This window comes from Bradyrhizobium sp. BLXBL-01, from assembly GCF_051853025.1.
Classification (GTDB): Bacteria; Pseudomonadota; Alphaproteobacteria; order Rhizobiales; family Xanthobacteraceae; genus Bradyrhizobium.
Window position 1 is genome coordinate 2304628 of the sequence record NZ_CP182471.1, and the last position, 25829, is coordinate 2330456.

Sequence of the window (25829 nt, forward strand, 5' to 3'; positions counted from 1 at the left end):
TCTGGGGGCGAGGTTTCGTCGCATCAATGCAGGCCAGGTTAAGCCCTGAACAGATCCGAACCAGTGAGAGCGATTTGTCTTGGTGCCGCGCCTGGATAGGACAGGCGAGCATGATGGCTGAACTGCTGAAAGTGTGAAGATGGTGCTTCGATCTTCTCTCGGGCGCGCGATCGCCTACGATCCACGCGATCGGGATAGACATTCTGCCACGCCATCAACCTTCTCCAGCGTATTTGTTGGCAGCGGCACGCCCGCCATCCGCTGCGCTCAGTTGGCTGTGGCGATGGACCACGTCATTGGTGCGGCGCTGTGTGGCGACTCCATATTTGCTCAGTGGGCGATTGGTGCGAACATTCGGTGCATGGAAAGTATTGAAGAGCTCTCATCCTTTTTAAAGGCTGAGCCGGTGGATTGGATCTTCTCAATTGCGCATCCATTCACATTGCCGCAGGACGTGTTTGGGCGAGTGCGTCGAGGTGCTTTCAAATACCAGGACGGCCCATTGCCACGATGCACGGCGACGCACGCGACGTCCTGCGCGCTCCTGGCGCAGAAGACCGAATATGCCATCAAGTGGCACCGGATCGATCATGGCGTTGATCTCGGTGACGTCGTGGTTCAGCGCCAAGTGCTGGTTGCACCCACAGATTCGGCGCTGACCCTGAACCTCAAATGTCATGATGCCGCGATCGAGGGCTTTCACGAACTCTTAACCGGCCTTGAGAGCGGGAAACTTGCGGCCTGTCCGCAGCCGCTAGTGGACAGAAGTTCTGATCCGAGACAACGATGGGCAAATTCGGCGGGCTGTCTGCGATGGGATGGATCTGCGCAGGAGTTGTCAGCGGTGACACGGGCCCTAGACGTTGGGCCGTATGATCCGAATCCAATGTCTCTGCCCAAGGTTCTCTTAGGCGATCAGGCAGTCGCAGTCAGACACCTGGAGATATTGTCTCGGAGCTCGGGCCTTCCGGCAGGCTCCCTGGTTGAAGTCGATGCCGAGCATTGGCGTGTAGCGACGGGGACAGAGGATGTAGAGGTTTGCTTTGGCGAACCCGAGGGGCAGATGCTGGACGCGCGAGCCCTGGCCAGGCGCTTCAATGTGGAGCAAGGTAGTCGCCTTCCTATCGCGAGCGATGAACAGGTGCAGAGCATAATTGCCGCACATGAATTCCTAGTGCCTCTGGAGGCGTTTTGGTGGCAGCGGCTCCGGCAGTTTAGAAGATTACAATTTCCTTTCCTGTCATCGTTCGTGGCTGCAGCGCCTTCACGATGGCAGTCGAGTTCGTGGTCCAGCCTGAGCACCTTGGCCAAACTATCCGCACATGATCGCTCGGATTATTTGGTAACGGCTTGGCTGATCTATCTCGCTCGGATCACGGGAGAGAAACAACTGCAACTGGGATGGAAGCCTGTATGTGATGGATTGCAAGCTGGCTCCAAGCTCGCCCAGATGTTGATCGCCTCCGTCGTGCCGATGGATGTTTGCATTGAGCTTGCTCATGATTTTGAAGAATTGCGCAAAACCGTAGCGGCCGAAGTCGCTCAGCTGAGGACGCACGCTAGCTTTGCCCGGGATCTTATCGCGCGTTGCCCAACATTGAGATGGGTGGAGGCGTTACGGTCGCGCAAGCCTTGGCCGATTGGCATTGCAATCACGACAGAGAGCGGTTCCGTTGCTGACGATCTGACGACGAGCCACAAAGCCGGCCAAGCCTTATGCGGCGATTTGCTGACTTTTGAGGTTCGCGCTCTGGATGGGAGCTTCCGCTGGCATTTTGATGCCGCTCGATTGGCGCCGAAGCAGATCGACCGCATGACGCAGCATTTGCAAGCCTTGTTAGGCGGCGTGATAGCCAATGTGGGGCAGTCTGTCGGCGGAATCGACATTCTGCCAACCGACGAACGCACCTATCTACTTGAGGCTTTGAATCGGACGGTGGCGCCCTGTTCGTTTGAACGATGCATCCACGACCTATTCGAGGCGCAGGTGCAACAGGCACCGGAAGCGGTGGCGGTGGTCCATGATAAGGAGAGACTGAGCTATGGCGAGCTGAATGCGCGGGCCAACCGGCTGGCGCATCACCTGATCGAGCTCGGAGTCAAGCCTGACCAGCCGGTGGCGATCTGCGTGGAACGCAGCCTAGCGATGGTGGTTGCTGTCTTGGCGATCCTGAAGGCCGGTGGCGCCTATCTGCCGCTGGATCCGGCTTACCCGTCAGCGCGGCTGCGGCAGATCGTTGACGACGCAAAACCGAAACTGCTGCTGTGCGATGTCGCCGGTCGAACCGCACTGGGCGCCGAGGCCGTGGCTGATGTGACCGTGGTCGATCTGGAGAGGGCGACCCTGGCCTGGGCCGAGCGGCCGCCTTCGAACCCGGACCGCGGCACACTTGGCCTCACATCGCGCCATCTTGCCTATGTCATCTATACCTCCGGCTCAACGGGAATCCCAAAGGGCGTGGAAATGTCCCACGGCGCGCTTGTGAATTCGCTGGCGGGGATTAGCTCGTCAAAACTGCGCACACTTCAATTTGCGACCCTGAATTTCGATGTGTCCTGCCAGGAATTGTTCATCTGTTGGAAGGACGGCGGAGGGCTTGTGCTCCTGCGGGAAGAGACCCGGAGGCACTTCGCCGACCTGCTGGAATTTGTGGAGCGGGAGGCGATCGAGCGGCTTTTCCTTCCATTCGTCGCATTGAACCATTTTGCGGAAGTCTGGAACGTGCAGCGCGTGCAGCTGCCTTCTTTGAGAGAGCTTTACACAGCCGGCGAGCGATTGCAGACCACTCCACCGCTGAGGGCGTTCTTCGAAGCACACCCCAACGCGAGATTGATCAATCAATATGGGTCGACGGAAATCAGCGTCATTTCCGAGCACCGCCTTGCTGATGATCCGTCATGTTGGCCCGAGATGCCGCACGTCGGGCGCCCAATTGCCAACACGCGGGTGTACCTGCTGGATGGCCATGGCGTGCCGGTGCCGTTCGGTGCGGTGGGCGAGCTTTACATTGGCGGGGCGGGGGTGGCGCGGGGCTACTTGAACCGCCCTGAGCTGACCGCCGAGCGGTTCATCGCCAGTCCCTTTGTCGAGGGCGATCGGCTGTACCGGACCGGCGACCTTGCACGTTATCTGCCCGACGGCAATCTTGAGTTCCTGGGCCGTAACGACGACCAGGCGAAGATCCGCGGCTACCGCATTGAGCCGGGCGAGATCGTCGCGCGGCTTTGCGAGCACGCCTGGGTGCGCGAGGCGGTGGTGGTGGCGCGCCAGAACGGCGGCGGCGACAAGCATCTGATCGCCTATGTGGTCTGCGCGCCCGAGGCCGGCTCGGGCGAGGGCGATGGAGGGGGGCTTGCGGGCGTGTTGCGCGCGCACTTAAGTGCGCGGCTGCCGGACTACATGGTGCCGAGCGCGTTCGTGCAGCTGGCGGCGCTTCCGCTGACGGTCAACGGCAAGCTCGATCGGAACGCGCTGCCGCCGCCGGCCGATCAGGCCTATGCGCTGGCGGCCTATGAATCGCCGCAAGGTGCGGTCGAGACGGCGCTGGCGCGGATCTGGGCCGAGCTCCTTGGTGTCGAGCGCATCGGGCGCAACGACCACTTCTTCGAACTGGGCGGCCACTCGCTCCTGGCCGTGCAGATGACAAGCCGGCTGTCACAGGCGGTTGGGGTCGAACTGCCGCTGTCGACGCTGTTCGCAAGGCCAGTGCTGGCTGACCTGGCGGCCAGCATCGTGGAGCTGTTGGGCCGCTCCGGTCCGCAACAGCTGCCGTCGATTGCAACCGTGTCGCGGCATGAGCCGCTTGTGCTGTCGTTTGCGCAGCAGCGGCTATGGTTTTTGGCGCAGCTTCACGAAGGCAGCACCAACTATCACATTCCGCTAGCCTTGCGACTGCGCGGGCTGCTCGACCGCAGGGCTTGGCAGCGCAGCCTTGACCGTCTGTTTGCGCGTCACGAGGCGCTGCGCAGTGTCTTTGTCGCGACGCAGGGCAAGCCTCGGGTTGAGGTTCTGCCGCCGGATGCGGGGCTGCCGATACTTGAGCAAGATCTGCGGGAGAGATCGGATGCGGAAGCGGCACTTTTGGATCTGTGCCATGAAGAGGGGCGCACGCCGTTCGATCTTGCGCGCGGTCCGCTGATCCGCGGTCGGCTGATCCGCATCGCCGACGAGGAGCACGTCTTCCTGCTGACCCAGCATCACATCGTCTCGGACGGCTGGTCGATGGGCTTGCTGTTAGGTGAACTTAGCCAACTTTACCGGGCATTCGAGGCTGGGCAGGACGATCCTCTGCCGCCGCTTGCGATCCAGTATCCGGATTACGCCGCCTGGCAACGCCAATGGCTCTCGGGGGAGCGGCTGCAGAAGCAGGCGCAGTATTGGCGCAAGGCCCTTGCAGGCACGGCCCGTCTTGTTTTGCCGACGGACCATGCGCGGCCTGCCCAGCAGTCGTTTGCCGCGGCGGCGGTCCCGATCCTCATCGATGCGGATCTGACGCGGGAGCTGAAGCGGCTGAGCCTGCAGCATGGTACGACGTTGTTCATGACGGTGCTGGCGGCCTGGGCGGCGGTGCTGTCGCGTCTGTCGGGGCAGGACGATCTTGTGATTGGCGTGCCGAGCGCCAATCGGGGGCACCGCGAGATCGAAGAGCTGATCGGCTTCTTCGTCAACACCCTGGCGCTTCGGCTGGACTTATCGGGCGAACCGAGCGTGTCGGAGCTTCTGGAGCGGACGCGGCGCACGGTGCTGGCTGCGCAGGAGCATCAGGACCTGCCGTTCGAGCAGGTGGTGGAGATCGTGCAGCCGCCCCGGGCTCTTGATCACACGCCGTTGTTGCAGGTGATGCTGGTCTGGGAGAACAATGCGGTTGGGTCATTGGACCTGCCGGGACTGAGTGTGGAAGCTGCCGGGGAGCAGATTGATCAAGTCGAATTCGATCTGGAGCTGAGCCTTGGCGAGCATGGCGAGGAGATCGCCGGAACGCTGGCTTATACCACGGCGCTGTTTGATCGGGCGACGATCGAGCGGCAGCGTGGTTATCTGGTGGCCCTGCTGCGGGCGATGGCTGCCGATGCGCAGCAAGAGGTCCGCCGGATTGAGCTGCTGCCAATCGCCGAGCGGACGTATCTGCTGGAGGAGCTGAACCGGACGGCGGCCCCGTATCCTGCGGAGCGGTGCATTCACGAGCTGTTCGAGGCGCAGGTACAGAAGACGCCGGATGCGGTGGCGGTGATCTGCGAAGATGAGCGGCTGAGCTATGGCGAGCTCAATGCGCGGGCCAACCGCCTCGCGCATCACCTGATCGCCCTCGGGGTCAAGCCTGGGGATCGCATTGCCACAGTGCTGGACCGCTCCGTCGCTCTTCTGGTGGCGCAGCTGGCTATTCTAAAGGCGGGCGGCGTGTATGTACCGATCGATCGCGCCCTTCCGTCGGCGCGACAAGAATTGCTGATGGCCGATTGTGCTGCACGCTTGGTACTCTGCGGGGATGGTCTGGTTGAGGCGAGGATACCCGTTCTGGCTACTGAGGCGCTCATAGCTGGAGCGGGATCTAGTTCCGATCCTGGGCTGGCGTTGAGCGCTGAAACTGCCGCTTACGTCATGTACACCTCGGGCTCCACGGGGCTTCCCAAAGGAGTTGTTGTTCCTCATCGTGCCGTCAACCGGCTCGTGATCAACAGTGGGTATGTGAAGATCAATGCAGGAGATCGGGTGGCATGGGCTGGCAATCCCGCCTTCGACGCAAGCACATTCGAAGTATGGGCACCGCTGCTTAATGGTGGTTGCATTGTTGCCATGCATGCCGCCACCGTCAGGGATACTCCTAGTTTTGCCCGGGCGCTTGAAGAGCACCAGGTGACGTCACTGTTTCTAACAACAGCATTATTCAATCAATATACATCATCGATCGCTCCGACGTTGGCGCAATTGAAGCACCTCCTCTGTGGGGGTGAGCGCAGCGATCTTGGCTCGTTTCTGAGATTGCTAAAAGAAAAGGGCCCCGTACGTCTCATTCACTGCTACGGCCCGACCGAGACGACCACCTTCGCAACGTTCTGGACTTGCCCGGCTGATTTCAAGGGTGCGGTGGTCCCGATCGGGCGCCCAATTGCCAACACGCGGGTGTACCTGCTGGATGGCCATGGCGCGCCGGTGCCGTTCGGTGCGGTGGGCGAGCTTTACATTGGCGGGGCGGGGGTGGCGCGGGGCTACTTGAACCGCCCTGAGCTGACCGCCGAGCGGTTCATCGCCAGTCCCTTTGTCGAGGGCGATCGGCTGTACCGGACCGGCGACCTTGCACGTTATCTGCCCGACGGCAATCTTGAGTTCCTGGGCCGTAACGACGACCAGGCGAAGATCCGCGGCTACCGCATTGAGCCGGGCGAGATCGTCGCGCGGCTTTGCGAGCACGCCTGGGTGCGCGAGGCGGTGGTGGTGGCGCGCCAGAACGGCGGCGGCGACAAGCATCTGATCGCCTATGTGGTCTGCGCGCCCGAGGCCGGCTCGGGCGAGGGCGATGGAGGGGGGCTTGCGGGCGTGTTGCGCGCGCACTTAAGTGCGCGGCTGCCGGACTACATGGTGCCGAGCGCGTTCGTGCAGCTGGCGGCGCTTCCGCTGACGGTCAACGGCAAGCTCGATCGGAACGCGCTGCCGCCGCCGGCCGATCAGGCCTATGCGCTGGCGGCCTATGAATCGCCGCAAGGTGCGGTCGAGACGGCGCTGGCGCGGATCTGGGCCGAGCTCCTTGGTGTCGAGCGCATCGGGCGCAACGACCACTTCTTCGAACTGGGCGGCCACTCGCTCCTGGCCGTGCAGATGACAAGCCGGCTGTCACAGGCGGTTGGGGTCGAACTGCCGCTGTCGACGCTGTTCGCAAGGCCAGTGCTGGCTGACCTGGCGGCCAGCATCGTGGAGCTGTTGGGCCGCTCCGGTCCGCAACAGCTGCCGTCGATTGCAACCGTGTCGCGGCATGAGCCGCTTGTGCTGTCGTTTGCGCAGCAGCGGCTATGGTTTTTGGCGCAGCTTCACGAAGGCAGCACCAACTATCACATTCCGCTAGCCTTGCGACTGCGCGGGCTGCTCGACCGCAGGGCTTGGCAGCGCAGCCTTGACCGTCTGTTTGCGCGTCACGAGGCGCTGCGCAGTGTCTTTGTCGCGACGCAGGGCAAGCCTCGGGTTGAGGTTCTGCCGCCGGATGCGGGGCTGCCGATACTTGAGCAAGATCTGCGGGAGAGATCGGATGCGGAAGCGGCACTTTTGGATCTGTGCCATGAAGAGGGGCGCACGCCGTTCGATCTTGCGCGCGGTCCGCTGATCCGCGGTCGGCTGATCCGCATCGCCGACGAGGAGCACGTCTTCCTGCTGACCCAGCATCACATCGTCTCGGACGGCTGGTCGATGGGCTTGCTGTTAGGTGAACTTAGCCAACTTTACCGGGCATTCGAGGCTGGGCAGGACGATCCTCTGCCGCCGCTTGCGATCCAGTATCCGGATTACGCCGCCTGGCAACGCCAATGGCTCTCGGGGGAGCGGCTGCAGAAGCAGGCGCAGTATTGGCGCAAGGCCCTTGCAGGCACGGCCCGTCTTGTTTTGCCGACGGACCATGCGCGGCCTGCCCAGCAGTCGTTTGCCGCGGCGGCGGTCCCGATCCTCATCGATGCGGATCTGACGCGGGAGCTGAAGCGGCTGAGCCTGCAGCATGGTACGACGTTGTTCATGACGGTGCTGGCGGCCTGGGCGGCGGTGCTGTCGCGTCTGTCGGGGCAGGACGATCTTGTGATTGGCGTGCCGAGCGCCAATCGGGGGCACCGCGAGATCGAAGAGCTGATCGGCTTCTTCGTCAACACCCTGGCGCTTCGGCTGGACTTATCGGGCGAACCGAGCGTGTCGGAGCTTCTGGAGCGGACGCGGCGCACGGTGCTGGCTGCGCAGGAGCATCAGGACCTGCCGTTCGAGCAGGTGGTGGAGATCGTGCAGCCGCCCCGGGCTCTTGATCACACGCCGTTGTTGCAGGTGATGCTGGTCTGGGAGAACAACGCGGTTGGGTCATTGGACCTGCCGGGACTGAGTGTGGAAGCTGCCGGCGAGCAGATTGATCAGGCCAAGTTCGATCTGGAGCTGAGCCTTGGCGAGCATGGAAAGGGGATCGCCGGAACTCTTGGTTACGCGACGGCGCTGTTTGATCAGCCGACGATGGAGCGGCAGCGTGGTTATCTGATGGCGCTGCTGCGGGCGATGGCTGCCGATGCGCAGCAAGAGGTCCGCCGGATTGAGCTGCTGCCAATCGCCGAGCGGACGTATCTGCTGGAGGAGCTGAACCGGACGGCGGCCCCGTATCCTGCGGAGCGCTGCATTCACGAGCTGTTCGAGGCGCAGGTACAGAAGACGCCGGATGCGGTGGCGGTGGTCTGCGAAGATGAGCGGCTGAGCTATGGCGAGCTCAATGCGCGGGCCAATCGCCTGGCGCATTACCTGATCGCCCTCGGGGTCAAGCCGGACCAGCCGGTTGCGATCTGCGTCGAGCGCAGTCCGATGATGGTGGTGGGGCTCTTGGCGATCCTGAAGGCTGGCGGGGCGTATGTGCCGCTGGACCCTGCCTATCCATCGGCGCGGCTGCGCCAGGTGCTCAACGATGCGGTGCCCCGCCTGCTGCTGACCGATGTGGCCGGCCGTGCAGCCTTGGGCGCGCATGTGCCGGCCGATGTGAGCGCGGTAGAACTCGATGCTGCGGCGCCAGCCTGGACCAGCCTGCCGGAAGCCGATCTTGACCCGCGCGCGCTCAGCCTGACCTCCCGCAATCTCGCCTATGTGATCTACACCTCGGGATCCACGGGCGCGCCCAAAGGGGCACAGAATGAGCATCGGGCTATCGTCAATCGCCTGACCTGGATGCAAAAGGCCTATGGTCTCAAGGCAACTGATGTCGTGTTGCAGAAGACGCCATTTAGCTTCGATGTCTCGGCCTGGGAGTTCTTTTGGACGTTACTTGAAGGAGCAACCCTTGTACTGGCCCCGCCTGGTGCGCATAGAGATCCCGATGCATTGGTCGACTTGATCGTCAGCCTGGACATCACGACGGTTCACTTCGTGCCATCCATGCTGGTCAGCTTTATGGATGCGAAGAGTGTTGATCGCTGCACGTCGCTGCGGCGAGTTTTATGCAGCGGCGAGGCGCTCCCTGCCGCCAGTGCGCATAGGGTTCGGCGCGTATTGCCTTGGACGAGCCTGCACAATCTATACGGTCCGACTGAGGCTGCGATCGACGTTACAGCCTGGAATTGCCCGGCTGAGTTTAATGAGGCCATTGTCCCGATTGGCCGCCCTGTTGCGAACACGCGGATCTATTTGCTGGATGGTTATGGCGCGCTAGTGCCGTTCGGTGCGGTGGGCGAGCTTTACATTGGTGGGGCGGGGGTGGCACGTGGCTACCTGAACCGCCCTGAGCTGACAACCCAGCGGTTCATCCCCAGTCCCTTTGTGGACGGCGACCGGCTGTACCGGACCGGCGATCTGGCACGCTACCTACCGGACGGCAATCTGGAGTTTTTAGGGCGCAACGACGAGCAGGTGAAGATCCGCGGCTTCCGCATCGAGCCGGGTGAGATCGTCGCTCGGCTTTGCGAGCACGCCTGGGTGCGCGAGGCAGTGGTGGTGGCGCGCGAGGATGGTCGCGGCGAGCAGCGCCTCGTTGCGTATGTCGTTGCCGCAGAAGCTGAGGAATCTGATTTCGCCGGCGGTTTGCGGGCGCATGTGAGTGCGGGGCTTCCGGACTACATGGTGCCGAGCGCGTTCGTGCGGCTGGCGGCGCTTCCGCTGACTCCGAACGGCAAGCTCGATCGAAAAGCGCTGCCGGCCCCGGGCGACGAGGCGTATGCGCGCCGGACCTACGCGCCGCCACAGGGCGAGATGGAGACGGTGCTGGCGCAGATCTGGGCCGACCTGCTGGGGCTGGAGCAGGTCGGACGGCACGACAACTTCTTCGAACTGGGTGGGCACTCGCTCTTGGCGGTGCAGATGATGGAGCGTCTGCGGCGGCGCTCACTGGGCATCGAGGTGCGCACCTTGTTCGTCAAGCCGGTGCTGGCGGATCTGGCCGCAAGCCTGCGTCGCCATCACGAAGTAGCAGTCCCGGGCAATCTGATCACCGAGCGGAGTGCGGCGATAACGCCGGAGATGTTGCCCCTGATCGAGCTGGCGCAGGATGAGATCGACCGGATCATCGCCACGGTACCCGGCGGGGTTTGCAACATCCAGGACATTTACCGCCTGTCGCCGCTGCAGGACGGCATCCTGTTCCATCATTTGTTAGCGGCAAAGGGCGATCCATACCTTTTGGTGTCGCAGATGGCGTTTGCCGAGCGTGGGCTGCTCGAGCGCTATCTTGCCGCGGTCCAGCGGGTGGTGGATCGGCATGACATCCTGCGTACCTCCTTCGTCTGGGAGGGGTTGTCGCGGCCGGCCCAGGTGGTGTGGCGGGAAGCGCGACTGGAGGTGATCGAAGTCCAGCTCGATGGCGGTCATGGCGCTGGCGCCGAGCAGCTCAGGGCGCGGTTTGATCCGCGCCGGCACCGCATCGACCTTGGCCGGGCGCCACTGCTGCGGTTTGTGATCGCGCCCGAGCCCGGCAGCACGCGCTGGCTGCTGCTGGAGCTGCAGCATCATCTGATCGGGGATCACACCACGCGGGATGTGATGCATGCCGAGGTCCGGGCCGAGCTGGAGGGGCGCGAGCATGAACTGCCGGCGCCGCAGCCATTCCGCAATCTGGTGGCGCAGGCACATCTACGCGGTGATGCCAAGGCGGATGAAGCCTTCTTCCGGGAGCTGCTGGCCGACATCGACGAACCGACCACGCCCTTCGAGTTGAGGGAAGTGCGAGGCGACGGCGGTGGGGTTTGTGAGGCGCATCGCATGCTGCCGCCAGCGCTCCGTACGCGGCTGGTGGAACAGGCCCGCCGGCTGGGCGTGAGTCTGGCGAGCCTGTGCCATCTGGCGTGGGGGCAGGTGGTGGCGCGCAGCAGCGGCCGCGAGCAGGTGGTGTTCGGCACGGTGCTGTTGGGCCGCCTGCAGGGCAGCGCGGGCGCCGACCGCGCCATGGGGCTGTTCATCAACACCCTGCCGTTGCGACTTGATCTTGATCAGACCGCCGTCGAGGCGAGCGTGCGGACGACGCACGCCCGGCTGGCCGAGCTGCTGGCACATGAGCATGCCTCGTTGGCGCTGGCTCAACGCTGCAGCGCCGTTGCGGCGTCGGCGCCGCTGTTCAGCACGTTGTTGAACTATCGTCACAACAAGGCGCCGGTTGTGCCCGGCTCCGGGGCGGATGATGTCTTGTCGGGTATGCAATGGTTGTCTGGGGAGGAACGCACCAACTATCCGCTGACCCTGTCGGTAGAGGATTTTGGCGAGGCGCTGGGCCTCACTGTGCAGGTGGCGGAGCCCATCTCGGCGGATCGGATCTGCGGCTACATGCAGCGGGTGCTCGAGCAACTGGCAAAGGCGCTGGAGCATGCCCCGGACACGCCGGTACGCGAGCTCGACATCTTGCCGGCCGAGGAGCGCACCTATCTGCTGGAGGGCCTGAACCGGACGGCGAAGGCCTACCCATCGGAGCTGTGCGTCCATGAGCTGTTCGAGGCGCAGGTGCACAAGGCGCCGGAGGCGGTGGCGCTGGTCTGCGAGAACGAGCGGCTGAGCTATGGCGAGCTCAACGCGCGGGCCAACCGGCTGGCGCATCATCTGATCGAGCTCGGGGTCACGCCGGACCAGCCGGTGGCGATCTGTCTCGAACGCAGCGTGGCGATGGTGGTTGGTATCTTGGCGATCCTCAAGGCGGGCGGTGCCTATTTGCCGCTCGACCCAGCCTATCCCAGCGAGCGGCTGCAGCAGGTTGTTGACGATGCCGCGCCGCGGCTGCTGCTTTGCGATCTCGCTGGTCGCGCAGCACTCCGTCCCGAGGTGCTGACCAATGTGACGGTCATTGATCTGGATACGGCCACAGCCTGGGCCGAACGGCCGGCTTCGGACCCTGACCGGCGGACGCTTGGCCTCACATCGGGCCATCTCGCTTATGTGATCTACACTTCAGGATCAACCGGAACCCCAAAGGGGGTCATGGTCGAGCATCGGGGGTTGGTCAATCTGCTGTCGGCTCAGGTTGGCCTCTTTGGCGCTTCTTTCAACAGCCGAGTCCTGCAGTTCGCCTCCATTGCTTTTGATGCAAGCGCTTGGGAGCTTGCTATGGCGTTTGGCTCCGGAGCCTCGTTGCACTTGCCTGCGGAAGCGATCCGGCAAGCGAGTAACAAGCTATCGGATTATCTCCGAAGCGAGGCCATCACCCACGCGACATTACCACCCGCGTTGCTTCAGACAAGCAAGGATCTCGAAGGTTTGGCAGCGCAAGTTCTCATTCTTGCTGGAGAGCTGCCGAAGCCCGAACTCATTCGAAGTCTGACCCCAGCATCAATTGTCAACGCTTATGGCCCGACCGAGGCGACAGTCTGCGCGACGTTCTGGAATTGCCCGGCTGATTTCAAGGGGTCGGTGGTCCCGATCGGGCGCCCAATTGCCAACACGCGGGTGTACCTGCTGGATGGCTATGGCGTGCCGGTGCCGTTCGGTGCGGTGGGCGAGCTTTACATTGGCGGGGCGGGGGTGGCGCGGGGCTACTTGAACCGCCCTGAGCTGACCGCCGAGCGGTTCATCGCCAGTCCCTTTGTCGAGGGCGATCGGCTGTACCGGACCGGCGACCTTGCACGTTATCTGCCCGACGGCAATCTTGAGTTCCTGGGCCGTAACGACGACCAGGCGAAGATCCGCGGCTACCGCATTGAGCCGGGCGAGATCGTCGCGCGGCTTTGCGAGCACGCCTGGGTGCGCGAGGCGGTGGTGGTGGCGCGCCAGAACGGCGGCGGCGACAAGCATCTGATCGCCTATGTGGTCTGCGCGCCCGAGGCCGGCTCGGGCGAGGGCGATGGAGGGGGGCTTGCGGGCGTGTTGCGCGCGCACTTAAGTGCGCGGCTGCCGGACTACATGGTGCCGAGCGCGTTCGTGCAGCTGGCGGCGCTTCCGCTGACGGTCAACGGCAAGCTCGATCGGAACGCGCTGCCGCCGCCGGCCGATCAGGCCTATGCGCTGGCGGCCTATGAATCGCCGCAAGGTGCGGTCGAGACGGCGCTGGCGCGGATCTGGGCCGAGCTCCTTGGTGTCGAGCGCATCGGGCGCAACGACCACTTCTTCGAACTGGGCGGCCACTCGCTCCTGGCCGTGCAGCTGCTCAGCCAAGCGCTAAACCTTGGGTTGAGTTTTAGCGCCAACGACCTCTTCCGAGTCCCTATTCTGAAGGAGCTTGCATCGAGGGTTCGTTTGCAGGTGCAGCCCAGTAACTCGGGGGCGATTTCCGTTCGTGCGACCGGATCCCAGCCTCCGCTCTTCTTCGTCCCCACAGGTTTTGGAGATTGTTCGTATGTCCTCGCTCTGGCTGCGGAAATGGACGCAGACTGCTCGGTCTACGTTCTCCCCTGGCCCCCTTTCGATGACGTTTGTCCGCCAACCCTTGAGGCGATGGCCGCGCAGCTGATCATTGCGATCAAAAAGATCCAGCCACGTGGCCCATACCGCTTTGCTGGATACTCGTCAGGTGCAATCCTCGCTTATGCGATTGCCGAGCGGTTACTGAGTATTGATGAAGCCGTGTCATTCATGGCGTTCCTCGATGTTAGTCTACCTGCGGCTTATTCAAACGCGTTACTGAAGAATTTGGCGCGAGAATTTGTTTTGGATCGTTGTGGAACCTTGCGCGATGAACATCGCGAGGTTTTGGAACGCGACACGGAACAATGTTCCATCTCTGAGTTGCTTGAAAAGGCGCAGCAAATAGGAGCGTTACCTGCAGGTCACGATCTCCACAGTGACCTTTCGATGTATCAAAGGGCAGCGAGATTTTACCAAGCGCTACGATCGTATCGCATTCCGTGGCTCCCCATTCAAATACATCAGTTTTATGCCACTGAGCCTCTCGGTTGTTGGGCACCGCCTGACAAACAAACTGATCGCGATGCAAACTTACCAAAGCTTGGCTGGGACCTGGTCGTGAATGCGGGGGCCATCCATACGGTACCTGTTCCAGGCAACCACGTGACAATGGTGAGCAATCCCGAAAACCGCCAAGTTCTGGCTCAAGCCATTTCAACGGCCTTGATCAGGGCTGTTGCATAGAGTCAAAGAATGTTCTCCGAAGGCTCAGGTTCGAAGTTTGGTCTCGAGCCACAAATTGCCGATGCCGCATCTGAAGTAGATACCAAAGATGGCAGATTGCGGCCGCAGAACTATGGACCACGTAGCTCGGCTTAGCTTCGCAGTCCAGCATGGTAGGCAGGCAAAATTTTATGGCGGCCTAAACCGAAGGTCTAGTGTATCAGCTAAATCATCCTTTCTCCCGCGCATTCGGACGGCTACTTCTTCAACACTATCCCTATTGCCCGTGCCATTCGCCTTACTGAGCCAGCGTAGCGGCCCAGTTCAGCAGCTATCTTGGTTGCGCCAACTCCCTTCCGAGCTAGCGTAACCAGTGTTCGGACCTCCTGCTCGGCCCATTGCTTCGGTTTTGACTTCTTCATGGTGTGGCCGTCCAATCAGCACCAATTAACGAGCATGACTGCTTGCGTGCACTTGGGAATTTACGGGTACCCTAGGGCTTCACATCAGTGCGCGTGTAACCTTAATTGCTCACGGCTATACTTTGAGCGAGAGCTAGGCTGGACGTTTCAATCAACCAATTGCTTCGGCAACACCGTCACGATTGAAGCGGGGGCCGCGCAGCATCGCGCTCTGGCGTCATCACCTCCGTATGGGAAGTGCTGCGCCTCCCAATCAAGGAACGCACCAGCTCACGTTGCTGCCGAACCAACAAGCCCTGGTGCTCCAGCTCGACAGCAAGCCCGCTCCGGAAACGACGATCGACGGCCGAGCCAATTCCGACACCACTGCTTGGTACTACCGGAGCGAGGAAGCTATCGCGATTCCTCGGAAAGAAATAAAGCGGGAAGGCTGGAACTGGATCGTCGACGGCGTGAAGTAAGCGGTTAAGCTGCACCGCGTATGTCGGCCGATCAAAATCCATGCTCCTGAGTAATGCGGAAGTTCTCGCGCGCGTGAAAGGCCGTCATCGAGAACTTACCACCGCCGAACTGGAGATGATGAACCTGACCGGAGACGGCAACGCATTCTCCGAGCCCTCGACCCGAAGCGAAGCGCATCTTGGCGGAGCCTGCTGCTGAAGAGCCGTCGCGCCGACCGAGCGATGGTCCCGCCTCGTTTGTTGCAGGGTTTAACCGACAGCAAAGTCCTGCTGATTTCTGCACTCTTGTTCTTCGTGGTCTGCGAAAGATCTGGAACGGTCTTCTGGCTTCCTCAGACCGCCTGTATTGCGGGACCTGACTGCGCTGGAGTCGGCCTCCCTTCGTCATGCCTTAGGCGCTAGCTGGAATGGTCATGGTAGTCTAGGGCGCTATTCCGGCGGCGGCTGAGCGCCACACCGCGCCGGAGCCGCCGAGAGCACCATGCACCTGAAAGCAGACGTTTCGTTGAGTGTGAACCGTACGCTAACAACGGTAACTTTGTACAAGATGAACAAACCCTGGTTTCAATACGTCCTATCTGACATGGATTAAGGGCTTGCCGCTTTTTCACGGTCCGTTGTAGAATCTCCGTCGTGTGCGGATTTCAAGGGAATAGCTTCCGTTCAGCTAAGCAAATTCATTGAAGAATTCTGTGGGGGACATTGCGATGGCTAAGCCTTCCGTTTCCCGTGACGCCTTTCGTGGCTTGTTCGCCTTTTATGCGGCCAAGGCCCACCATGATCATAATGGTATCGCCGAAGCCCGGCTCCTGAAGCTATTTGGATCGAGCGACCACATCCCGGACGGGCTGCTGGAGTTATGGTCGTTACGGACCGAGCTGATTGGCCCTGAAGTCGTTGGCAACATAATGTCACCACTCGCTCATCAGATCCTGGATGGCGGCGCACAATACAACCACGCCAGCGACTTCCTGCATCGATTGTTGCGAGAGTTGGACCGAGACGTCCATTAACTGCAATTGCGAGATTGGCTGGATCGCTTTTTTTGTAATCGGGCATCATTGTTCGGCCGCGCACTGGGTACACACGCAAACTTGGCGGCGTGGCGGACCCCCTAATCACGACAAGCGGTCGCTTCGATCCTCATGCGACGTTGCGCTTGGGAAAACGGCAACGAGCCGATCCCCTTCCCAAAGCTCTACGTCGTGCTCGCCATACATTTGCTCGGCCCGACATCTCGCAGCCTCCTCGTCGACGCAGTCGAGCTTCGCCGCGCATATCACTCGCCTGCTGCTGTCCACCACCAGCACTCTGTACCGCATGATGACAGTCCCATCCCAAAGGAGCCTGTCATCCTAGTCGAATGTTCGTGTAATGCAGCGCCAAAGTAAGTGCAGAAGCGCGGAACCTTTGTACGTGTGGCCACTCGGCTATAACGCCGCCTGGACTCTTCCGTCACACCGGCGCGTCAGGTATCCTGCCCAGTGTAGCGCGCTTCAGCATCGCAATCTCACCGAGTGGCAAAGCGAGCGGCTTGAGCTTAAGATGGAGAGCATCCCCAGCAGTGCGCCAAACCAGGTTGCCACCCGGCTCGCCGCCTCGTTGTCAGCCTCCGCGAGCGTAAGCCGATCGGCATGCTCGGAGGCTCGGACGAAGTCGTCACATCGTTTGCCGGCTCGGCCGCGAGAAGTTGCTCAACATCGACTTGGCTGGGGATGGGGCCGATGGGGCCTGCGCAGAGATAGGGGCTGCCGACATGACCGCGGTGACCGGAACAAGATCGGACGCAGCATCAGAGATCCCCGAGAGGATTGGCGGATGCAGAAGCCGTTGAAGTGGTCTCAAAAAGAACCGAGGCTGACGAAGCACGATCGCAAATAACCGCACATGGAAAAACGCCCCGCCGGGGATGACCTTTCGCGCACACCTAAGCAGCCAAGGGGCAAATCTAGGCTTCGCGCGTACAATCATTCCCGCCCGATTCTGTCTGCTTCGTACAGATAGCAGGTAGGAGTTGCCCCCGCGTCGCAAATTAAGAATCGCGCACTGGTCAAAGTGCCGGGAACTGTTGCTCCAATGCTTCGGTGTTCCGGCCAATTGCTGCAGACGGCAGCTCCTCGTGAAGCGACCTGGCCCCGGCTTCGTATCAATGTCGAAGCGGGGACGGGCGATCGTTGCATTGAACGGTAGCTATCACCGCCGAACAACTCTTCTTCTCCGCCCGGCCTTCTGGATACGCCGACCAATCCTTCTCGCGTTAGCGGCTCGCAGGCGTCGCCGGAGCGCCTGCAGTTCCCCAAATAGTGCGATCAGCCCCTCGACCCGTTGACGTAGAATAGCCGAATAGTTGTAAACCTGACGTCGATTACTCATTACTACCTCGAACAACAACTATTGAAACAATATCGGGCGAAAGCGGGAAGAGTATGCAACCGGAGGTAGGATCGTACAAGCTAAAAAGAGGTCAGAGTAAAGCGTGGAAGGACCGGTTGATACCAGAGGGGTTGTCGTTGCGTGTCACTTTCGCTTTGGTTTCGAGTCAGCTTCATTCGAAAGTTGGTCGACTGGGCCAGGTTGCGGGTTCCGCAGCACAAGGATGGACACTTTTTGTCGGTTCCGGGGTCCTTACTCTTATTGGCCGGGTGCCCGCTCAAGAGGTGGCCGAGGCTTGCCCAGCCCCGTGGTCCCGGAGGGAGCCTCGCGACTAGCTGTGGTGCTCCCAACCCCCTCAAACGTCGTGACGAATGCCGCGAAGGCGGCGACGATCACGGCAATCGCGAACAACAAGATCACAGGGTCGGGATTCCGCTCAGTACTCATGAGCAACTCCACTCAGGCCGCCCGGCAGCCCCCAACTAAGCTCCGCATCGCGCCTGATCGCTTTCGCCCGAGAGCTTCGGGCCGAGCACTCGCGAATATCGACCTGAGCTTGCAAAACGCGGAGTTTATTACAGGTTCAAAATATTTGTTGGTCAATCCGGGGGGCGGAATGTCTCTGGTCTTGGGGTTAGCGCCTCGAACGCGCGGGTGCTCCCCGCGAAGCATCACCCCGGTGCTGGGCGGCTCTTCGACTGAACGTCCTTAGCGTCGTCAGCGACCAGAGCATGTGCAGGTTTGCTGTCATAATCCCGCCGGCTAACTGCTGCTTCGACGTGTTGAAGTCAACTGCGGTTGCGAGATCGGGAGGCCCTACCAATCCATCGGCTGCGAGCACCTACGTGCAGGCCCATCGCCTACTTGGCGCAACACGACCTCGCAGCATGCGGGCTCAAGCTTAAGACACTCCCAGACCATTAGAAGCAGGCCCCCACGTCGCGGTCCAGGCATGGCGAGGAGGTCAGCGCTCATTTGAGACCATAAACGCCAGAAAAGAGGCAAACCGGGAAGATCTGATCGAAGAGCTTGATGCGGCGATCGGAAGGGTCCGCGGTATCGCAGTCGCTGGAGAACCTTTTCCTCTAGGTCGGCCGGTCCGTTCATCAACGCGCACCAAAGTTGGCGGCGGTCTTCAACGGGTATAGCCTATCAGTGTAGCGTCGGCGTTGGCATCTACTGGATGCCGCCATCCCAACGGATTGAGAGGAATCCCACCCGTCACTGTCGCGCCGATGGCGAGCTTGGTAAAGCTTGGTACGCTGCCATAGGATAACGTGCCACCGATGGCGCCTTAGGTGAGTGTAATTGCTGACATTATAAGACCTGGCCGCTTTGACGCCGCCGAATGCATTGGCACAACTCGAACGATACCCTCCCACCGGGTTCACATTGCTTCCGTTAAACTCGCCGAAAATGCGCGTGTAGTTGGTGAAGACACGCAGGCCGTCGGGCCCAGTATTGCCGAGTTCGGTGCCGACCGGTACCAGGTAGCCGACCGTGGCCTCGACCGCCAGCGTGTTCTTCGGCATAGAGCCCTGCACGGTTGAGCGCGCTTCAGGGTCTCCCCTGGCGCACTCGCCGTTATCCCCAACGCGGCACGCGCCACCTCCGAAAACCCATGTTAGCGGCATGCGCGTGCGCTGTTCTTGGCCTCCAACCCGCAAAATACTGGCACACTTAGCAGTTGTGTAGGCCACAGGGTTGCGGCTAGGCTCGGCCCTCGGTTGTGGAGCGTTGGCGTTAAGTAAACCCTTCGATTTTCTCGAAGGAGCTGGGCGTCTTCCGCTCCGCCGGCAGAAGGGGCAGGGCGGGCTGGAAGCTCGGTCGCCATGTCAAGGCGGACCGTGTGCGGCGCCAGATCGAATAGGAGTACGATGCCAAGACCGCCGAGGCAGTTGCAGCTGCGATCACCTCCGGCCGCAGCTACGACGCCATCCTCGAACCTGCCAACAAACGCAATCCCAGTGACCTTGGGGGTTTCCTCAAGGGACGCGACGCTTTCGACAACCCGTCCTCGATCCTGCTGGGGACGTTCCTCGGAGAGAGCGCCCGGCAGCCGGTCGGGTTTGTACACTGGGACGGCCATGGTCACCTGCTGACGCTCGTGCCCACGCGCGTGGGCAAGTCGGTAGGAACCGTCATAGCGAACCTGCTTCGCTATCTGGGGAGGGCGGTGGTGCTCGACCCCGAGGGCGAGCTCTATGAAGAGACCTCCGGCTGGCGCGCGCTGGTGGGGCCGGTCTACCGGATCGTCCCGTTCGATGGCGGGACCAACTCTGTCACCCGTACATTTCCCAGGCATGGGTTTAACCGGCTGGCCCGCATCCGCTCCCAGCACGAGGCCCGATTGGCCAAGTTGATGTTTCCTCGCGACCCCAACGGGCAGGTATTTTTCAATGACGTGGTCGTCGGTTTCCTGAGGGAGTTTGTATTCTGGATTCAGCCCCTGGGCGCCGCCGCAACCTGGGCACCGTCCGCGAGGCAACCGCCGCGCCGTTGGACCACTTCAAGAACATCGCCCGCAAGTTGGCCGGGTCGCACCTTCTGGCGGTCCGCGAGGCCGCAGATAACGCGCTCGGTAAATCCGGCGAACGTGGCCTGCCCAACCTTGGTGATACGCTGCACAGCAAACTCTCACTTTGGAGCGGTCCAGCCCTGCTTGCGGCGACCGACCGCAACGACGTGGACTTCGCCAGCCTCAAGGACCGGCTCGCGACCGCCGACATCACCGTGCCATTTAACCTGCTTGAGCAGTTCGTGAAGGTTCTGCTCAAGCAGGCGCTGGAGGCCATGCTGGATAACCAAAGCCGGATATCCCGGTGCTCTTCATCCTCGACGAATTCTTGTCGCTCGGTCACTTCGCCGACTTCCGCAATGCGATCCAGATCCATGCTTCGGCGGGCGTCCGGCTGTGGTTCTCGTCCTCCCATCGAGGCTCGAATCGATGCGCTCGTCCGAGGCGAATTGACGCGACGGCTACTGTGCTTGAGAATTGAGCCCTTAGGCGCTCGATGCCCATCGCGAACCTGCTTGCAGCGGCACCATGGGGGATGGCATGCGTTCAAGAAGCTTTCGAGACCGTCGTCGGTTGCTGGTCGTCGCGCTGGGGGTGGGCCTTGGCGGCTGTGCCCTCAGTCCGGTCACGGATGATTACGCCCACATATCCGCTTCGAATATAGCCAGGCAGGTACGCTGCGAGGCCCGGCAGGCGGTTATCGATGCAACGATTGGCTTCTTGACCAGCAAAACCAATAAATAACGAAAACAAGAACAGGTCGACGATCGTTCCCACGCCATCGGCTTGTGGTTGAGGGACCATCCTGAAGCGATAACGACGTTCGACCCGTCGCAACTGACGGGCTTCGCGCGCACCGTTGTTCAACTCATTTACGGGATTGGCATCGCCTACTACTACGATCTGACCGGTCTGGAGACCAACAACATCGATCCGATGGCCAACCTGATCCGGCCTACGCCGCTAACCTCGCTTGTCACGCTCAACCTGACCGGCAATTTCGACCGCCAAAGGCAGAACGAGTGGACCTTCACCATCACGGACAAGTTTGGCGACCTCATCCAGAAGACCAGCGAAAGCTGCTGCACGAACCATCTGGTGAAGACAGAGAACTTCGTCTACCCGATTGCCGGTAAGGTCGGCCTCGCGAAGATGATCAAGGAGCAAGACGGCGAATGGCACGGTTACGTGAACAAGAATGCGATCGCGGGGCATTCCTTCGCGAGTTGGGTGGCATTCGAGGTGCATCTCGCCGAGTGGGAGCGTAAGGTGGCGAACGTGCGTATCCACGGCACGAACGGCAAGGCGCCGATCGCTCGCTTTGCGCGTGACGAGGCACACCGGTTGAAGCCGCTCGGCGGGCAGCCGTCGACGACCCTGGTCGCTGGCATGGCCAAGGCGCATGGCGAGCGGCGCCTGGACGAGAAACTGCTCGCGCTGGCGAAGCCAAAGCTGCTGATCGTTGACGAACTCGGCTACCTGCCGCTGGAGCCCGACGCGGCGCATCTGTTCTTCCAGCTGGTCATCGTCGCTACGAAACCGGCGCCATGCTGATCACGTCGAACCGCAGCGTTGCCGAATGGGGCACCGTGTTCGCCGATCCGGTCGTCGCCACTGCCATCCCGACCGGCTCTTGCACCACAGCCACGTGCTGACCATCCCGCGGCGACAGCTACCGGCTCGGCGCCAAGCGAAAGAGCGGCCTCATCGAGCCGCCCGCCGCTGACGGCCCTCCGGTCGGCTCCGCCTCCCTCCGTCCCGCTAGCGGCGGAGCCAACCTTCAACCGACATCATGAACCCGAGGTGGGGGCAGTTCTTCATGACGCAAAGGGGCGCATTGCCTCGCTAAAAATGTTACCGGACAACTTCCCTGTCGTGTCTGAGGCGGAGCTGCCGAATCAGTTCGGTGGCGGCTATGGCAGGGAAGATCAGCATGCGCACAAAGCGCGAGATCACATCAGCGCTGGCCGAGCGTTATCGGGCAAGCGGGCGGCTCGAGAAGGGACGGATCCTAGACGAGCTGTGCGCCGTTGCGGGATGGCATCGCAAGCACGCGATCCGAGCGCTGTCAGCGGACGGGGCATCGGGATCGGCCGTGCCGCGGCGGCGGGCCCGGACCTACGGAGCTTCCATTCGTTTGGCACTGATTGTGCTATGGGACTCGTCTGACCGGCTTTGCAGTAAGCGGCTGGTCGCGATGATCCCGTTCTTGCTTCCGGCTCTTGAACGGCACGGCAGATTGAAGCTTTCTGCTGATGAGCGGTCTAAGGTTTTGAGGGTGAGCGCGGCGACGATCGATCGCCTGCTGAGCGACGTAAGGATCGCAGCAGCCGGAGGACGCCGACGGCGGGCGGGCTTTTCCAGTGCCGTACGGCGGCAAGTCCCGGTGCGTACATTCAATGACTGGGGATCACCTCCGCCGGGGTACTGCGAAGCGGATCTGGTTGCGCACGGCGGCATGTCCGTATCCGGGGCCTTCATTCAGGCGCTAACAATGGTGGATGTCGCAACGGGGTGGACCGAATGCTTTCCGCTCGTTGTGCGTGAAGCAGCGCTTGTGGTCGAGGCCCTCGAGCGCGCCCAGAACCTATTTCCCTGGCCCGTTTGCGGGCCCGATTTTGACAACGACAGCGCCTTCATGAACGACACGGTCGTGTCGTGGTGCCGTTCTCACGATGTCGAAGTCACTCGTTCCAGGGCCTACAAGAAGAACGATCAAGCGTTCGTTGAACAGAAGAACGGAGCTATGGTTCGACGCCTGGTGGGCTACGGGCGCTTTGAAGGCATTGATGCCGCTCGCTCATTAGCTCGCCTGTTTGCCGCGGCACGGCTGCACATCAATTTCTTCCAGCCCTCGTTTAAGCTGAAGGAGAAGCACCGCGAAGGTGCCAAGGTGATCAAGCGTTATCTTCCTCCCGCTACACCGTACGAAAGAGCATTGGTCCACCCGCATCTCAACGAGGCATTCAAACGTCGGCTGCGTGAGATTTACCGCACGCTTAATCCGGTGGCATTGCTGGCACAGATGAGGGACGCTCAAAATGAGCTGGGCAAGCGTGTTGATCAGGGGCCGGAAAGCCAGCCATGACCGTCGCGCCGGTGCAAAGCGACTTGACCGCCTTTGCCCGAGAGCTCGGCGACGGTTGGAAGCAGGGTGAGCAGCGCGGCATTCATCGGCGCCGCTATGTGCGGCGCAAACCTGCGCCACGGTTGCGCCCATCGGCAAGGGTCAGCGCGCATTGATCGTGGCGCCGCCGCGGACCGGTAAGACCGTGCTGATGCAGAACATCGCGCACTCGATCACCCACAATCATCCCGAATGCTATCTGATCGTGTCGGCCATCGATGCTCGACCCATACATTCCCATGATCGAGGAATGGCTCGCCGCGGCTCCGCACTTGTCCGCCGTCGATCTCCTCTCCCGGCTGGCAGCGCATGCGTCGGGTCAGTTCAGTGGCCATCGGCGGCGTACGGTGCAGCGGTTGGTGAAGAATTGGCGATCAAAGGTCGCTCGACAGCTCATCAGCAGCACCGAAACCATACTATCGTTCCAAGCTTCCCTCGCTGTCTAAATCCCACGTGTTGCTTCGCCGAATCACCGCAAGCCGCTCGCTCGCTACGGCGCTCTGGAGGGCGCGCTTCGCGAGCGGCTTGCTCGGACCAGCGGGGTCCAATTCGCGCGACAGCTGGGGGGCTTCGGTAACATTGTCATCTGAGGCAATATGAGGCGGCAGTTCCGGATGGCGTTTGACAGCCAAGGCTTGAGGTCATTCTCCGCCAGACGTCGCCGGACCGTCTCGCGCGACAGGCTTCTGTGTTCGGTGAGCTTGACGAGTGCACCCGCTAGCATATCGAGCGTCCAGCGGGCACGGCCCTTTGGAGGGCCTGCACAAGCGGTTGCCACCAGCAAGGCTTGCCCGTGATCTTGCGGTCCGAGCCGGGTCGCGGCTCCTCGCTCAGCCCCCGTTCCCGATTGCCCTCCACGAAACGGCGCTTGGTCCGGTACACGGTCGAGCCGCTTACGCCGACGCTCCTGGCGTCTCCTCGTCGCCGGCCCCGCATCGGCAGCCAGCGAAATCTGAGCGCGCTTGAGCTTGCGAGACGCATGCTTGCCGCCGCTGAGCAGGGCCCTAAGTTTGTTGCGCTCGACTTGGCTGAGTTCGACCCGATAGCGTACATTCATGCTTACCTCCCTGAGAGACAGGAACGAACAACTGAATCGGATGGCCGGCGTGAGGCCTTCAAAAAATCCACGCCTAAACAGGGGCAGTACCTCGCGTTCATCCGGTTTATACGCGGCTGCACCGCAGACACCTGACGGAAACCGGCATGCAGGAATATTTCCACGTCAGCCCGCCTTCGGTTCACGAATTGGTGCTGACATTGGAACGAGCCGGCCTCATAAGGGAGAAGGACACCCCGTCATCGAGGTCCTCGTTGATCCCAAGCCTGCCGGAGCTACTCTGACCGTCGCCCGACGCAGCCCGTCATAGTCACGGTGCAGAGCGGCTGGAGCTACGAAGCGTGAACCGAGAGCCGGCTCTCCGATGATCGAGGGACGTTCTGACCGGATTTGGGCTACAGCTCTACTTGTGCGCGGGCTGACCCACTGGACGACGGGCGCGGGGTGAAGCCCCTAGAATGAGCTGAGACAGATAGGGAATGTCGCGCACGGCTCGGCGCACCATCAGCGTGACGAGAACAATCGCTCCCCCTAGAATTCCCGCCACGGCCCACCTGGTTGTGAGATCCGAGGGCACTGCGTATTTTATCGAATCCATAAGGCGAAATACCGTACCCTGAATCAAGTACAACACCAGCGTGCTCTGTCCTATTTCCATGGCGATAAAGCGGACCACTCGATTTGAGCGACCATATCTCCAGCATTGCAAGAAGAGCTCAATCATGATCGCCGAGGCTACCGCAGAGCCAAAAAGCATCAGAAGCACGTTCTTCGCCGACAGCATATCGTGAACCAGGGCGAGATTGTTATAGACGTACGTATCCTTCTGCCAGGCTAAAAAACACAACAGTGCCGCGATGCAGAGAGACGCGATCAAGAGCAGCTTGTAACGGCGTGTTATGCTCGTCCAGTGGTCTCTCGACTGGGCAAATGAGAAGCCCAGGCAGAAAAACGGGTAAGTATACTTTATAAGAGGAAATATGGAGAATGTCAGGGGCGCAAGCGCGATCACTACGACTGATACGAACAAGATCCATGGCGAATCACGATCGAAGATCGAAACAATCTTTACGAGAAGAAAGCAAACGAACGCTGCCCAGATGAACCAGTACGTGCCGGCGACATCGTATAGAAATGGTAAAATGTCCCCCGATGCGTCAGGCGCGCGACGAAGCACAGCCAACTTTGCTGTCTCCAGGAGAGCGTACCAAAACAGCATGGGCGGCAAGAGCTGCATCGCCCGATCGCCGACGGCTTGCGCCAACGACTTTCGCAACAGCGCACGGCAGCCAAGGTATCCGCTTATCGCCATAAAGAGAGGCATGTGGAACATGTAGATCCATTTGAAGCATGGCGAATCCCAGAAGCCTTCATCTCGGTAGAGGATATACTGGATGAGGTGACCGACGATCACCAAAATGATCAGCACTCCTTTGGCGAAATCCAAAGCTAGATCGCGATCGTTCGCCTCTGACGCACCAGGCGCAGTCGATTTGGCTAAATTTCGCTCAATCATTCGCTGCTGCAGCTTTGCTCCATCAAGATCGATCCGACCGATCATCGTGGAGGCAATTGCCATCGAGAGGCTACGCTCCAATAGCTGGCTGGCCACCAATGTTCAATTATATGGAGGCGGGTGATCAGTATAAGGAAAGAGGGAGCGAGCTATACGAGGGT

The 25829-nt window shown here is 61.1% G+C and carries 11 protein-coding genes and 4 pseudogenes; 9 read left to right on the plus strand and 6 right to left on the minus strand.

All coding sequences use genetic code 11. From position 1 onward, the window contains the following. Positions 1-421 precede the first annotated feature (421 nt). Positions 422-703 carry a hypothetical protein gene (locus ACNJYA_RS10370; RefSeq protein WP_439402770.1) on the minus strand — a complete coding sequence of 94 codons (282 nt, stop codon included), beginning with the start codon at positions 701-703 and terminating at the stop codon, positions 422-424. 360 nt (positions 704-1063) lie between these two features. Between ACNJYA_RS10370 and ACNJYA_RS10375 the strand changes: the two genes are divergently transcribed. The 3 genes from ACNJYA_RS10375 (at position 1064) to ACNJYA_RS10385 (ending at position 16090) form a co-directional block, all read left to right on the plus strand. Beyond that, positions 1064-14215, plus strand: a complete 13152-nt coding sequence (locus tag ACNJYA_RS10375) for an amino acid adenylation domain-containing protein (protein ID WP_439402771.1) — start codon at positions 1064-1066, stop codon at positions 14213-14215. A gap of 676 nt (positions 14216-14891) precedes the next feature. Next, the gene (locus tag ACNJYA_RS10380) at positions 14892-15077 is read left to right on the plus strand and encodes a hypothetical protein (RefSeq protein ID WP_439402772.1); all 186 of its coding nucleotides are present in this window, start codon (positions 14892-14894) and stop codon (positions 15075-15077) included. 707 nt (positions 15078-15784) lie between these two features. Further along, positions 15785-16090 (plus strand): hypothetical protein, encoded by a 306-nt coding sequence (locus ACNJYA_RS10385; RefSeq protein WP_439402773.1) that lies wholly within the window; start codon positions 15785-15787, stop codon positions 16088-16090. Between the two features lie 2466 nt (positions 16091-18556). On the opposite strand, the gene ACNJYA_RS10390 is transcribed toward ACNJYA_RS10385, so the two are convergent. Continuing rightward, complete coding sequence (locus ACNJYA_RS10390) at positions 18557-18982, minus strand: hypothetical protein (RefSeq protein WP_439402774.1); 426 nt, start codon at positions 18980-18982, stop codon at positions 18557-18559. Positions 18983-19569: 587 nt separating this feature from the next. Between ACNJYA_RS10390 and ACNJYA_RS10395 the strand changes: the two are divergent. Beyond that, a pseudogene (locus ACNJYA_RS10395) lies at positions 19570-19662 on the plus strand (type IV secretory system conjugative DNA transfer family protein); the annotation flags it as partial. 425 nt (positions 19663-20087) lie between these two features. Here ACNJYA_RS10395 and ACNJYA_RS10400 read toward each other — a convergent pair. Beyond that, positions 20088-20258 carry a hypothetical protein gene (locus ACNJYA_RS10400; protein WP_439403535.1) on the minus strand — a complete coding sequence of 57 codons (171 nt, stop codon included), beginning with the start codon at positions 20256-20258 and terminating at the stop codon, positions 20088-20090. Between the two features lie 14 nt (positions 20259-20272). Between ACNJYA_RS10400 and ACNJYA_RS10405 the strand changes: the two genes are divergently transcribed. Next, entirely contained in the window at positions 20273-20449 is a 177-nt protein-coding gene (locus ACNJYA_RS10405; protein WP_439402775.1) for a TraM recognition domain-containing protein, read from the plus strand. 65 nt (positions 20450-20514) lie between these two features. On the opposite strand, the gene ACNJYA_RS10410 is transcribed toward ACNJYA_RS10405, so the two are convergent. Then, complete coding sequence (locus tag ACNJYA_RS10410) at positions 20515-20745, minus strand: hypothetical protein (protein ID WP_439402776.1); 231 nt, start codon at positions 20743-20745, stop codon at positions 20515-20517. Between the two features lie 591 nt (positions 20746-21336). Here ACNJYA_RS10410 and ACNJYA_RS10415 point away from each other — a divergent pair. The 4 genes and pseudogenes from ACNJYA_RS10415 to ACNJYA_RS10430 all read left to right on the plus strand — a co-directional run. Continuing rightward, positions 21337-21764: pseudogene (locus ACNJYA_RS10415) on the plus strand (ATP-binding protein); the annotation flags it as partial. A gap of 119 nt (positions 21765-21883) precedes the next feature. After that, positions 21884-23056 (plus strand): integrase catalytic domain-containing protein, encoded by a 1173-nt coding sequence (locus ACNJYA_RS10420; protein ID WP_439402777.1) that lies wholly within the window; start codon positions 21884-21886, stop codon positions 23054-23056. Beyond that, complete coding sequence (locus ACNJYA_RS10425) at positions 23053-23211, plus strand: hypothetical protein (protein ID WP_439402778.1); 159 nt, start codon at positions 23053-23055, stop codon at positions 23209-23211. The genes ACNJYA_RS10420 and ACNJYA_RS10425 overlap by 4 nt, the downstream gene beginning before the upstream one ends. Further along, positions 23178-23369, plus strand: a pseudogene (locus ACNJYA_RS10430) (transcription termination factor Rho); the annotation flags it as partial. The gene ACNJYA_RS10425 and the pseudogene ACNJYA_RS10430, both read left to right, overlap by 34 nt. A gap of 354 nt (positions 23370-23723) precedes the next feature. Here ACNJYA_RS10430 and ACNJYA_RS10435 read toward each other — a convergent pair. Next, positions 23724-24152, minus strand: a pseudogene (locus ACNJYA_RS10435) (helix-turn-helix domain-containing protein); the annotation flags it as partial. Between the two features lie 403 nt (positions 24153-24555). Next, on the minus strand, positions 24556-25668 hold the full coding sequence (nolL, locus tag ACNJYA_RS10440; protein ID WP_439403422.1) for a nodulation factor fucose acetyltransferase NolL: 1113 nt from the start codon (positions 25666-25668) through the stop codon (positions 24556-24558). Positions 25669-25829: the final 161 nt, after the last annotated feature.